At 41.5% G+C, this 13,346-nt stretch carries 7 protein-coding genes and 1 pseudogene; 2 read left to right on the top strand and 6 right to left on the bottom strand.

What is annotated here, in order from left to right:
- Positions 1-111 precede the first annotated feature (111 nt).
- Both MTN97_RS08325 and MTN97_RS08320 read left to right on the top strand, forming a co-directional pair.
- Entirely contained in the window at positions 112-375 is a 264-nt protein-coding gene (locus tag MTN97_RS08325) for a hypothetical protein (RefSeq protein ID WP_248474152.1), read from the top strand.
- 97 nt (positions 376-472) lie between these two features.
- Positions 473-787, top strand: a pseudogene (locus MTN97_RS08320) (IS110 family transposase); the annotation flags it as partial.
- A gap of 400 nt (positions 788-1,187) precedes the next feature.
- Here MTN97_RS08320 and MTN97_RS08315 read toward each other — a convergent pair.
- The 6 genes from MTN97_RS08315 to MTN97_RS08290 all read right to left on the bottom strand — a co-directional run bounded on the left by MTN97_RS08315 (position 1,188) and on the right by MTN97_RS08290 (position 13,248).
- The gene (locus tag MTN97_RS08315) at positions 1,188-2,906 is read right to left on the bottom strand and encodes an alpha-amylase family glycosyl hydrolase (protein ID WP_248474151.1); all 1,719 of its coding nucleotides are present in this window, start codon (positions 2,904-2,906) and stop codon (positions 1,188-1,190) included.
- A gap of 25 nt (positions 2,907-2,931) precedes the next feature.
- A complete protein-coding gene (locus MTN97_RS08310) occupies positions 2,932-5,334 on the bottom strand; it encodes a glycoside hydrolase family 15 protein (RefSeq protein ID WP_248474150.1) in 2,403 nt (800 codons plus the stop codon).
- A gap of 36 nt (positions 5,335-5,370) precedes the next feature.
- A complete protein-coding gene (locus MTN97_RS08305) occupies positions 5,371-6,861 on the bottom strand; it encodes an MFS transporter (protein WP_248474149.1) in 1,491 nt (496 codons plus the stop codon).
- On the bottom strand, positions 6,851-8,710 hold the full coding sequence (locus tag MTN97_RS08300) for an alpha-amylase family protein (protein ID WP_248474148.1): 1,860 nt from the start codon (positions 8,708-8,710) through the stop codon (positions 6,851-6,853). The genes MTN97_RS08305 and MTN97_RS08300 overlap by 11 nt, the downstream gene beginning before the upstream one ends.
- Before the next feature lie 138 nt (positions 8,711-8,848).
- Positions 8,849-10,342 carry a tryptophan halogenase family protein gene (locus tag MTN97_RS08295; protein ID WP_248474147.1) on the bottom strand — a complete coding sequence of 498 codons (1,494 nt, stop codon included), beginning with the start codon at positions 10,340-10,342 and terminating at the stop codon, positions 8,849-8,851.
- Positions 10,343-10,446: 104 nt separating this feature from the next.
- A complete protein-coding gene (locus tag MTN97_RS08290) occupies positions 10,447-13,248 on the bottom strand; it encodes a TonB-dependent receptor (protein ID WP_248474146.1) in 2,802 nt (933 codons plus the stop codon).
- Positions 13,249-13,346: the final 98 nt, after the last annotated feature.

Here is a 13,346-nt window from a genome sequence, read left to right as displayed (position 1 = left end):
AGCGTTACATATTTACTAATTAACCTGAGCTGCACATAAGAAATGGAACTAAATGCCCTTGCGGTGATCAGATCTTTCGACCAAGAAACATAAGATTACCGAGGCAAGGGCATGAATAACTTAGATGCAATTTACCTAGATGTCGATGATTTTTGTTTATTGTTTGAACCTCAATGGCTTAAACACCTAATAGAATCAGGTGAAAAGCAACGCATTAAGCCATCTCGACTATCTTCTAGCGAAGTGATGACTATATTAATTGCTTTTAATCAATCAGGTTATCGCGATTTTAAAACTTACTACACCAAATTTGTTTGTCAGTATTGGCGACATTATTTTCCTGATTTAGTCAGTTATACACGTATGTTGAAGTGACTTCAGGCCACGTTACCTGCTCTGTGTAGCTATCTGAAGCAACGCTTTGATAAATCAACAGGCATTGCATTTATCGATTCCACTCCACTCAAGGTGTATCACAAAATGCGGAAATAGCCGAGCAAGACGCCTCCTTGTTGAAGGCGCGTACACTTATCGCTATGCAGCAAATATATCGACAGATATGCAAAAGCGACAAGAAGGTTTACCAAAGGACATTATCGATATTGCGTGGAAAGCACAACTTAGGCTCTGCAAGCGCTATAAAAAAATGATAGCCAAAGGGAAGCACTACAACCTGGTTGTCACCGCAATTGCCCGAGAAATGATTGCGTACATATGGGCCATTGCTAAAGAAGTGGTGCTTACGCCAGTGAATACAAAACTTAGATTGGCAAGAGTACCCGCATGATAAACGAATTAGAGTTAATGCAATTGCCTGCTATAATTATTTCTTGCTACTAAATATAATAAGAAAGAAGAAAGTGCGCTCATTTTCTTGAATATGTGAGCAAAACAACTAGGCTGTATATTTATACAGCCCTCAACATTGGTGATGCTATGAAAACGCGTTCCCCATTTTTAATTTATGTCGCTTATTATATGTTGGTACGTCAGTATTCATTACGTACCGTGGACACCTACCTGAGGTGGATTGCATCTTATATTCATTTTTATGATAAGCGCCATGACGCCAGAGGAAGTTAAGCGACTTATGACTCATTAAAATGCGCTATAAGTTGGGGGATGCAATTAAAGCATATTCACAAAAGGGGCTAACGTATGTTAACCCCAATTTGTGTATATTTTATTTAGAGTGCGTTGTTTAGTAACAACAAACCATAGGCTGCGAGTTGCTCGTCATTGAGGTCGTGTTGCCAGCTAGGCGTTAACCCCTCACGTTTTATGCTACTGATGCTTTGCGGGTTAGCGGTTAAGTTAAGTATAAACATACTTTTACTGCCGTTTAACTCGCGGGTTATTTCGACAAGGCCGTTGTTGTGTTGCGTTAATTCATAACTACCTTTAATACCCAGTTCTGGGCGCTGTTTTTTCAATGTGATTAAGTGCTGGTATATACGCCACAGTGAATCAGATTGTGCTTGTTGCGTTTTTACATTGCGATCAGCAGCATTAATTTGCTGTGCTAAAAATTCTGGCCACCACTGGGTGTAGTTATCACCAAACAGTTCAGCCTGCTCAACCCAACTTGTTTGAGCTTGAGTAAAGCCAGCTTGATTGCTGTTATCCCATTGCATTGGCGCACGTTTATACACGTCGTGACCTGTACCACCTTGTGTTAAGCCAATTTCTTCACCGTAATAAATATACGGAGTACCCGGAGAGCTAAATAACATGGCGGCAGCAAGTTTTGCTTTATCGTCATGCTCTGCAAGTTGATAAGCCACACGTTCTTGGTCGTGATTAGTTAAAAATGGTGCAAAAAAATCAAGTGGCGCAGTTGAATCTATACGCTGTTGTAAATTTTGTTTGAGCACATTGGCATCAACTTTACTGACTTGTTGGTTAGATTGCATGGTGCCAAATTGCGCTTCACCACTGACATCGGGTTTTAATAAGCCCAGTATTTTATAGCCCACTTCAAAATCAAAGCCTTGATCGAGGCCCTTACCTTCGCCAAAGTATTTTGCTGCAACGGGAATGTCAGCCCAAGCTTCACCCACTAAATATGCCTCTGGATCAACGCTTTTTACGTATTGGTTAAAGTGCTGCCAATATGCAATGGTTTCGTCGGTATCAGCTTGCGCATCTGCGCCACCTTCCATGGCAAAACGTACTGCGTCTAATCTAAACCCTGCAACGCCTTTATCGAGCCAAAACTTAGCCATTTTTTCCATTTCGGCAACAACATCTGGGTGGCGTAAATTCAAGTCAGGTTGGCTTGCTCCAAACGCACCATAGTAATACTGCTGGCGAGTTTCATTCCAATGCCATACAGCATCGGGTTGGTCGTTATTACTCCAAGCATGCCCCCAGCCGCTTCCAGCTTTTGGCATATCGTCGCGCCAAATAAAGTAATCTGTATAAGGGGCTTGTTGTTTTGCTGAACGCTGAAACCATTCATGGTTACTTGATATATGGTTTATAACTAAATCAAGTATGACTTTCATGCCTTTGTCGTCAGCAGCTTTTATAAAGGCTTCAAACTCGGCCATGCTGCCGTAGTCGTTTTCTACTTGGTAAAATTCAGTAAAATCATAACCATGATACGACGGCGCTTCAAACATCGGGGTTAACCACAATGCGTTAACGCCAAGCTCTTGTAGATACGGGAGCTTTTGGGTCATACCGTTAAAATCGCCATGGCCATCAGCATCGCTGTCGTAAAAACTGCGGGGCCAAATTTGGTAAAAAATGGCGCTTTCCCACCACGGGCTTGCTTGTTGTTTAGTATTTAATTGCGATGTTTCGGTATTATTCGTCTTGGTATTTAATGATGGTGCGTTCTGGCAGCCTGTTAGCATGATTGCTAATGCTAATGCTAATGCGCTCAAGGTAAATGTTTTCATTTCAGCCTCGTTAATTGGTTTGCAGTTATTTTAGTGCTTTAGTAACAACTGGATAATGATCCCATACTTGCTTGTCACTTAATGAGCGCACTAGTTTCACGTATTCCGCATGCGTCCACGCCAGTGGTGTGGCCGAGTTTGTACCCTCGCCTAACGTGTATCCTGCTTTATTTACGCCTACGCCATCCCATACTTGTTCTGGTAGCATCATACCTTCGTTAGCAAATTGCTCTAGCCCTTTTACATAGCTATTTTTAATAGCCTGCTGTTTTGTTGCATCTAAACTGTTATTGGCATTTGCAGCGGCAATTTCGTAATGACCACGTTCACCGGTAAAAAATGGCCAAACTCGCCCACGTTGCCCTGGGCTGTTTTTCCCACCTTCGGCGTAATTAGCGCCCGTTACTTCATCTTCACCGTACCCGTCGTTACCATAACGGCGGTAGCCTGCAAATGTGCCGCTGCCATCAGTAAACTCAAAGCTGTATTTAACTTGTAGGTTATCTGTTAGGGTTTCGTCATCATATTCTGGGAGGGTTTTTACTATGCTCGGCGCTAGTGCATCACGTACACCATAGCGAACGAGCTCTAAAAAGCCACCATCAAGTATTTGCTTTTTATTAAACCCGTCACGGCCATTATTAGCGTTAATTTTGGTATTTGAGTTAGCATCTTTGTCTTGGCCAATACGTATAAAATACTCGCCGTCTGATGCGTTTGATTCTAAATTACCTGCGGTGGTAAACATCATGCTTTCTATATCGGCGTTGTAACTTTTTGCTGTTGCAAGATAGCGTTTAGCATTCACCTCATCACCTGCCATTTTTGCAATATCAGCGGCGGTAATTAAACCAGCAACAACAGCGGCGGTGGTTGATGGCGAATACCCTTCTTGCTCCTCCCAGCGTTCTTGCTGAGTGGCTGGCGGCGTTATTTGTGTGTCGTTCCACAGAATGTTTGCACGGCCACCCTCAACTAAAAAGTCTGCCGCAGGCTTTAACATACGGCTATACCAATCGCTCAGCTCTGCATCTGTTAAAACATCAGCTTGATGGAGTTTCCATGCAAGCATAATAGGCATAGCAGTTTGGTCTAGCTGTACGCCTACCCATTCAAGTTCGCCATCTACGTGTGTTTTTTGTAAAAACCACCCTGTGTCGCCGTTGTTGCCCGGGGTTTTGCTGTTTACTTGTACTTTTTCAAGGTATTCAAATGCGGTTTTAGCTGTTGCAGTATCGCCCATGGCCATAAACGCCATGGCAACTTGATAAAAGTCGCGCACCCATACCGCTTTGTAACCAGTAGAGCCGGTTTTAGCTGATACGGTTTCGCCCCATGGGTTAGATAATGAGGCAATAAGTGCGCCTGCATGAGTTTTGTCTTCTTGCGCTTTAAGTACCATGGCACTAGTGTAAAGTAATTTGCCGTTATCAGCGGTTTGTTCGCTCATGTTATTTAGCGGTGCAAGGCTTTGCAGGTAGTCTTGCCAACCAAGCGCTTCGCCTTTACCGTTGTAATTATCAAGCACCGCTTGGTAACCTTTGGCTAACGTAGCTTGGCCTTGTTTAAAGCTGGTTTGTTCGCTATTACCAAAGCTTAGGGTTAAATCGAACTGGCTGTTTTCACCAATTTCACCCAGCTCTGCTAGTAGGCTAACATTACCCGATTGTTCACCGGTATTTTTATAAACCTGAGTAAGCTGCTGAGTTGTTTTAAGCTGGCTTAAACCATCGCTCACACCTGTAAAACCAACACTTGTTTGTTTAAATGGCTGAGCACCTTGCAATGAAAGGTAGCTGCTGTCTTGCCATGCCAGCAGCCCTTGTTCTGTAGTTTTAGCAAAATCATCAAGGCCGTTATTATCAACATACGGGTTAACGCTTACGTAGGCCTTCACACCTTCAAGCTGGGTATTAAAAATACTGCGTACAAATAAGCTTTGCCCATCAGGATCGGTAAATATGTGTTTTTCGAGGCTAAAGCGGCCTTGTTTATCTTTGCTTACTACTTTGTAAGCTAATGATAACGGGCGGCCTTTATCGTCTTTGTATAAGTAATCAATGGTAACGTCTAAATCGTCAGCTTCGGTGACTGTAAAATCTTTTCCGACTACAACAAATTGCATGTCTTTAATTTGCGCTTTATGAATAAGCCCGAACATGGTTTCGGTGATCATCCCTTTGGCAATCGAAAACCATACTTTTGATACTTTACCTGTAGGGGCCTCATCACTGTAATGGCCATTTTGATATTGCTCAAAAGATGTGCCAATACCGGTTTTACCTGCATAAGCCCAAAATGGCTCTGCCCCAGGGGCACCCGGCGCCGATATTTGCATTATAGAGCTGTTTGAAGGCTCTTGCTGCGCGCCACAAGCTGTTAAACCAAGCATTAATAAACTGGTGGTAATTGTATTTAATTTTTTCATTCTAAAGCCTTAATTAATTTCAGTTTACTCGTTACTTTATTGAGTGTGCTTAACACGCAATACCGCAACCGCTGCAAGTACAAACGACACGGCGCCCAGTACTAATGCGTAAATAGGTTGGTTTTCAAAAAAGTGGCGTAATATTAATCCCAGTACGCTGGCGGCTAATAATTGTGGGATCACAATGAAAAAGTTGAAAATGCCCATGTAAACGCCCATTTTATGACTCGGTACCGAAGTACTTAACATTGCATAAGGTAATGACAAAATAGACGCCCAAGCAAAACCTACGCCTACCATCGGCCAAATAAGTAAACTTGGATCTTTTATAAACATAAAGCTTGCTAGGCCCAACGCACCTAAAATAAGGTTAAGTGCATGTGCTACTTTTAAGCCGACGCGCTTAACGATGATCGGGATACATAAAGCAGCAATCGCGGCAAAGCCGTTGTAGGCTGCAAATAAAATACCCACCCAGTCTGCACCATTGTTATACGCCACTGAACTTGTATCGCTGCTACCATAATGAAAACTGGTTACCGCTGAAGTGCTGTAAATCCACATAGCAAATAACGCAAACCAACTAAAAAATTGTACCCATGCCAATTGCTTCATCGCCTCAGGCATAGTAAATACATCATTCACTACATTATAAAAACCGCCGCTAGTGTGCTGTTTAGCTTTTAATGCCGCTGCAATAAATTGAATAACACCAAAACTAACTAACCCAGCAGCCAGCAAGTAAAGTTCTTTTTCCAGATCCAGCCCTAATACAGTGGCTAAAACAAGCAAACCTAAGCCGCTAAAAATAACGCCGCCTTTGGTAAAATTAACGCTATTAGTAAGATTGGTTTGTGTTGTTTGTGATTCTTGTTGATTAAATTGTGCAAGCTGCTCGGGTGAGTACTCTTTTGTAGTGAAAATAGTCCAGCCGACTGCAATAAATAAAATAACACCACCAAAGTAAAACGAATACTTTACAGAGTCAGGAATTTGACCAATCGGTGCGGTATTAGCAATATCAAACCAGTTGGTCATCATCCAAGGGAGTGCTGATGCAACCACCGCTCCCACACCAATAAAAAAGCTTTGCATGGCATAGCCTGTGGCGCGCTGCTTGTTTGGCAAGTTGTCACCTACTAAAGCACGAAACGGTTCCATGGTAACGTTAATTGAGGCATCCATAATCCACAGCATACCCGCAGCAATCCAAAGCGTGGGGGAATTTGGCATAATAAAAAGCGATAACGTGGTTAATATAGCGCCGTATAAAAAGAAAGGACGACGGCGGCCTAATTTGCCCCAAGTTTTATCACTCCAATAACCAATAATTGGTTGCACAATTAAGCCTGTGAGCGGCGCTGCAACCCATAAAATCGGAATATCGTCGACATTAGCGCCAAGTGTTTGAAATATACGGCTTACGTTACCGTTTTGCAGTGCAAAGCCAAATTGAATGCCTAAAAAGCCAAAGCACATGTTCCATATTTGCCAAAAGCTTAAGGTTGGTTTGTTGTTATAATTCATGATCAGCCTTATTTGTTAAAACGGCACTACTGAGTGCATCAAGGGTCAGCGTAAAGGTTGTACTTTGTTTCTCATCGCTTACCAAAATACCGTTATGCGACTCTAGCAGGTCGTATAGCGTGGAGTTTGGTTTGAGCATGGTTGCTTGATTTGGCGTGAGCGTAATAGTGACTGTTTGCGCTTGCTGGCTAAAGTTACTTAGCACCCATAATGATTGCTGGCCTAAGGAGCGGACAAAACCTACCACTCTATCACTGTCTTTTACCAACAAGGGTGCCATATCACCGGCAACAACAGCAGGTAAACCATTAAGTGCCATAATTGAAATGTAATATTGACGTAACTGTGCTTGCTCAGGGGTTAAATTAGCGCCATCAAACTTGCCATTATTCATCCATGCTTGGTGCGCTGGTACGCCAATATAATCAAAAATACTGGTGCGTGTAGGCGAACCAAAGCCTGCGTTTTCTGACCCATCCTCACCGACATCTTGACCAAAATAAAGCAAGGTTGGCGAGCGACTAATTAAGTTAGAAACCACCATAGCCGGTTTACCCCATGCAGCGTCGCCGGCAAAGTCAGGACTTGCGATACGTTGTTCGTCATGGTTTTCTAAAAAGTGCAACATGTGCTGCTCAATGTCTGCCACTTCAGCTTGCGCTTTAAATAGCGTGTTAGCGGGTTGTTTACCTTGCATAACCCCTTTTAGGGTGTCGTAAAAGCCGACCTTATCATACAAATAGTCCATTTTACCTTGGTGAATATAGGTGCGGTACATCAACGGGTTATATACTTCGGCGAGTAAAAACGCATCGGGTTTATGTGTTTTTATTGATGAATTTAAAAAGCTCCAAAATTCAACGGGTACCATTTCAGCCATATCATAGCGAAAGCCATCAACCCCTTTATCTAACCAATAAAGGGCAATATTTCTAAATTTATACCAACTATTTGGCAGTTCTTTATCTTGCCAAAAGGCATAATGTGCACGGTAATCTTGGTTTTCAAGCGACTTAGGTAAAGTTGGAAACTCTAAACTGCCATCGGGTTTAACACCGTAGTTAACTTTTACCGTTTCGTACCAGTCGTTTATATCTGGATGTGGTGAGCGCGCTCCATTGCCAGTCCATTTTGCTGGCGTTTCACTAAATTGGCCATCGGCTAAAGGGTGTTTGTTGCCACCTAACACTTGGTAACTGTCGTTTGTTGGTACTTTAAATGATTCACCCGGTACATAGTAAAAATTATTATTTTTAGCATATGCCTTGCTGGTATCATCGTCTTCACCAAAGTCTTTCACGCCGTTAGGCTTTGCGATTGAGTGATAATCTCGAGCTACATGATTAGGAACAATATCAATAATTACTTTCATGTCATGCTCATGAGTACGCTCAATTAGCGCGCTGAACTCTTCAAGTCTATTGGTAACATTAATAGCTAAATCTGGATTTACATCGTAATAATCTTTTATTGCGTAAGGCGAGCCTGCACGCCCTTTTACCACATCAGGATCGTCTTGTTTTATACCATATGCAGTGTAATCACCCACCAAGGCATGATGCAAAACGCCGGTATACCAAACATGCGTAGTACCTAGCTCTTTAATGGCTTTAAGCGCTGCGTCGTTAAAGTCAGCAAACTTACCCACCCCATTTTGCTCTTTAGTACCCCATGGAATGTTTGCGGTTTGAGTATTACCAAATAAACGAGTAAATACTTGATATACCACTGGCTTAACTGGGTCTGTTTGCTTAACTAACAAGTCTGTTTTTGTTTGTTTGTCATCACTGCAACCGTGCACCAGCAATGCGCTGCATATAAGCAATGGCGTATAAAATCTTTTTTTCATTGTGTGTGTCATTTTTATTTCAGTGTTGTTATAGGTTCATACTAAAGCTAAATAAGGCTTGGTTACAGTTGCTGCATACGTATTCACAGCCATATTCAGTGACAATTAACCCGCAACTAAAGCACCACGTTACGCCACTTAGTTTACTTTTAACTTAGCTAAAAACTCTCTATGAGTGGGCAGCTTATCTACCGTTGAATTTATTAGGGTTTTTAACGTTGCGAATAAATCTGTTAGCTGTTTACTGCTTAATGAGTCAACAATACTGTTATAATCATCAGGTATTAGGCCTTGACCTATCATGACTTGTTGCCAAGCTACTTCTGCAAATAACTCATCGTTTTCGCGCACAACTTTGCCTGTTTGTTTAAATAAATCCATTTTATGCACTAACGATTGCGGAATTTCCATTTGCTTACATTGACGCCAAAATGGGGTGTCTTCTCGCTCAGTTAACTTATAGTGCAAAATAATGAAGTCACGAATATGCTCGATTTCACTGATGCTTTGCTTATTAAATTCAGTTACTAACGCATCACTAACGCCATTATGAGGAAACAACTTAATTAAACGTGTGACCGCACTTTGTATTAAGTGAATACTAGTAGACTCTAAGGGTTCTAAAAATCCACTAGAGAGCCCTACTGCGACTACATTTTTATGCCACTGCTTTAAACGTCGACCTGTTTTAAATTTAATTAAGCGCGGGCTTGTTGTTGGCTCACCCGGTAAGTTATTTAATAAAAGCGCGGTTGCTGACTCATCCGATAAATAACGGCTGCAATACACTAAGCCATTACCTGTTCGGTTTTGTAGCGGAATTTGCCACTGCCAACCTGCGTTATGGGCTATGGAGCGCGTATAGGGCTTTAATTCGTTGCTGCCTGTTGATTGCACTGCAACGGCACTATCGCAAGGTAAATAATGCGACCAATCAACAAACCCCGTATTGAGAGTTTGCTCAATTAAAAGTGCGCGCTGACCAGTACAATCTATAAATAAATCCCCTTGGATTTGGCTATTACCGTCAAGCATTAAGTTAGTGATATTACCTGTATCTGGGCATTGCTCAACGTGTTCTATTTTTGCATCAATGTGTTTAACGCCGCGTGATAATGCAAGATTTTTTAAATATTCAGCATACAAAGTGGCGTCAAAGTGAAACGCATAACTAAGCCCAGGTAATTGAGTATTAGGAATAGCATTTAGTGGCGTAAATTTGTTTTTTTTAGCGGCTTGATAGTTAAGAGAAAAATCCCATAAAGAGTCCTCGCTGCCATTAATGTGCCCTTTCACCCAAAAATTGTAAAAGTCACATAAAGGAAAATCTTTACCAAACGAGCCAAATGCATGCATGTAGCTATGCCCAGGTGTTTTCCAATTTTCGAACTCTATACCCAGTTTGATAGACGCATTAGTGGCATTGATAAAATCTTGCTCGTTTATACCCAGTGCGTTATTAAGTTGAATAATAGGCGGAATTGTTGCTTCACCAACGCCTATAGTACCAATGCTACTTGATTCAATAAGGGTAATATTAATTACTTTACCTAATACTTTATTAAGTAGTGCTGCGGTTATCCAACCGGCTGTTCCACCGCCTGCAATGACGACGTGTTTTATTGGTTTCATATTATTGCTCACGTTCATAAAGGTTGATAAAACTTAGGTAAAGTAGCTATAAAAAAGCCCTTGTAAAACTAATTACAAGGGCTAATATCTTAACTAAATTTCAGTTAAAGCTTGTAGCTAAATCCAAGAATAAAGTTACGCCCATAATCTTGGTAATCACGCACTTGTAAGGCATTATCACCACTTAGTGTTGTAAATGGTTCTTCAGTGATATTTTGTACTTGGAATGTCACATTTAAGCCATCTAAGCTCTCAACACCTGCTTCGCCAAAATCGTAACCAACTTGTACGTCCCAAATTGTTTCACCTAAGATATTCACTTGCTGTGTTTCATAACCTGCGTTGTAAATATCACCTTTAAAGTCGCTACGTTTACGCATACTAGTACGCGCTTGGAAGCCATAGTTTTCATAATAAAACGTTAAGCTTTGAATTTTATCCGACAAACCAGGTAGTTCGTATTCATTACCGTTTTGATCTTCAATATCTTGTTCAATTCCTGTATGGCTGGCAATTAAACCAAAACCTTCAAGTGAATCACTAAAGACGTTAAACGGTAGAGCAAGAGACAATTCATAACCCCAAAGGTCTCCACCACCGCCATTCACTTTACCTGACGCAGTACCGGTACTATTTTCTGGTATTTCTCCCGTTGAAGGATCAGCAACCCCTGACATATCAACTTCGTATACGCCATCAAATATCCATTGACTCAAGTCTTTATAAAATACAGCCGCTGAGAAGTAGCCTTCTGCACTAAAGTAGTTTTCATAAGTCAAATCAAAACCCGTTGCTTCTTTTGGTTCAAGTGTAGGGTTACCACCCGATACTGTCCAATAGTTGCCATTTTCATCAGGACGCTCTGAATTATAGCTCGCATTAACAGAAGCATTCATTTCATCTAGGCGGGCTCGTGAGATAGTTTTAGCGGCACCAAAACGCACGGTTTGATCTTCATCTAGCGCCAAAGATAAATTAAGACTAGGTAAAACATGGCTATAATCGTGTGACACATTGTTAGGAACAGCTTCAACTAGACCAGTCACGTCATTCGGCACAGCCGCAAAACCTTGCGAAGATTGCTCAGTTCTAACATAGCGAACACCAACGTTACCAGAAAGCGGCAAATTACCTACTTCTGCATTAATATCTGCTTGTACAAAAAACGCCGTAACTTTTTCTTGAACTGTGTACGATTGCGTAGTGTGCTTTATATCCGTTAAGCTTTCTTGAATTGAGTTATAATATCCATCGTCAACTAGTGCACGGGTATCATAGGCAATCATATCCCCCATACCGATAAAGTCTAAGCTAGCTGTTCCAAGGCGATATTGCTCTGGAACGACAAGCGTACCAGGATTATCTAATGAGAAATCGCTTAATGTTAAGTAATACCCTTCAGACTTTTTACTCTTCTCGCGGTCGCGGTATGACATACCAAGACTTACTTTGCTTAAGTAATCGTTTTCTAATAGCTTGCTTGCTGCTAGTTTTAAAGTATGTAGTTCATCATTGACTTCAGGTGCATTAATAAAGCCATCTTGTGCAGTGTTTTGATAAGCCGTATCATTTAAGCCGTACTTATTATTTAGCGCTGAGCTGGTTCCCCATGACAAAGGGCTACCTAGCTGAATTAAAGCATAATCACTATAATCTAACTCGTGGCTAAATTTGGCGCCGGTATTGCCGCCATTAAGTGAATAGCCAATGTTGTCAGCAACACCATTCGCTTCACCGCGGCCTGTGCCAGAATAACTTTGTAAGCTCCAGTCCTTACGCTCAACTTCAGATAAGCTCGCATCAAACTCTACCGACCACGAATCGTCAATGTCATATTTAGTATTAAAACCAAATTGCGTTAATTCAGCATCACGTTCTTCAACATCATTACGAACTACAACGCGTTGACCTTGCGTTGTTGCACTGGTAATAAACCCAGATTCTTCATCTATAGTTAGGCTATTTTGATCTATATTGCCTTGCCCACCCCAACCAGGAAAAAATGGAATTTCAATACCACGTAGGATTTTTTCATCGTTAAAATCTACATACAACGCATCAAATGTCATGTTTAAACGGTCGTTTGGTGCAGCTTCTACTACTAGCATCGCTGAATCACGTTCAAGTGTTGACGATCGTACGAAAGGTTTAGCGCCGCCTAAGATTGAATAATTCTGTCCATCAACGTCGAATTCAGGGTATCCCCAAGAATTCCAGCGTTTTTCTTGGTTTGGTGAGCTCATAGTATTGTAAGCAAATGCAACACCTATAGTGTCATCTGCAAACTGATCAATGTACGAAACCGTGCCACGAAAGCCTTTGTCATCACCATCTGGGTTTAGCTTATCAAAACCTGACTGCTCTAACTGACCATTAAACATGATCACGCGCTCGCCTTTACTTAAAGGTTTTACCGTTTGCATATCAATTACACCGGCAATACCTTCTGCTTCAATGCTAGCACTTGGCGTTTTATATACAGTAACACCACTCATAATTTCTGACGGGTAAAGGTCAAACTCAACACCACGGTTGTCACCAATAGATACCTGCTCACGGCCATTGAAGGTGGTTGCACTTTCGTTTTCACTAAAACCACGAACACTTACACGACTAGCACGACCATCAAGACGTTGTGCTGTTAAACCTGGTAAACGCGCGATTGATTCAGCAATAGATGTATCTGGAAGTTTACCAATGTCTTCTGCAGAAATTGACTCAACAACCTGTGTTGAAAAACGCTTAGTATTAATTGATTCAACAACACTACCGCGAAAACCTTTTACTTCAATAATTTCTACATCATCATTTTTTATTGTTTCTTCTTGTGCCGCAGTGGTGGCAAAGCTTGATAGTCCGGCAGCAGTTAATGCTAGCGTTAATATACTTGGTTTGAACATAGCCATAATGTTTTCCCGTTACCCATAATGTGATACCCGCTTACCTGCTATTAAGTTTGCGAGCTTAATTTGTTGTCAGGATGAATTCTAACGCTCGTATTATT

The organism is Pseudoalteromonas sp. 2CM36K, from assembly GCF_023161865.1.
GTDB classification, from domain to species: domain Bacteria; phylum Pseudomonadota; class Gammaproteobacteria; order Enterobacterales; family Alteromonadaceae; genus Pseudoalteromonas; species Pseudoalteromonas tetraodonis.
The sequence above is the reverse complement of the archived record's forward strand: the minus strand, read 5'-3'. Positions and strand labels throughout refer to the sequence as shown.

What these genes read in the sequence shown, in the direction of transcription:
- MTN97_RS08325 (WP_248474152.1), top strand. Translation starts at nt 112, where the DNA reads ATGAATAACTTAGATGCAATTTACCTAGATGTCGATGATTTTTGTTTA.
- MTN97_RS08315 (WP_248474151.1), bottom strand. Translation starts at nt 2,906, where the DNA reads ATGAAAACATTTACCTTGAGCGCATTAGCATTAGCATTAGCAATCATG.
- MTN97_RS08310 (WP_248474150.1), bottom strand. Translation starts at nt 5,334, where the DNA reads ATGAAAAAATTAAATACAATTACCACCAGTTTATTAATGCTTGGTTTA.
- MTN97_RS08305 (WP_248474149.1), bottom strand. Translation starts at nt 6,861, where the DNA reads ATGAATTATAACAACAAACCAACCTTAAGCTTTTGGCAAATATGGAAC.
- MTN97_RS08300 (WP_248474148.1), bottom strand. Translation starts at nt 8,710, where the DNA reads ATGAAAAAAAGATTTTATACGCCATTGCTTATATGCAGCGCATTGCTG.
- MTN97_RS08295 (WP_248474147.1), bottom strand. Translation starts at nt 10,342, where the DNA reads ATGAAACCAATAAAACACGTCGTCATTGCAGGCGGTGGAACAGCCGGT.
- MTN97_RS08290 (WP_248474146.1), bottom strand. Translation starts at nt 13,248, where the DNA reads ATGGCTATGTTCAAACCAAGTATATTAACGCTAGCATTAACTGCTGCC.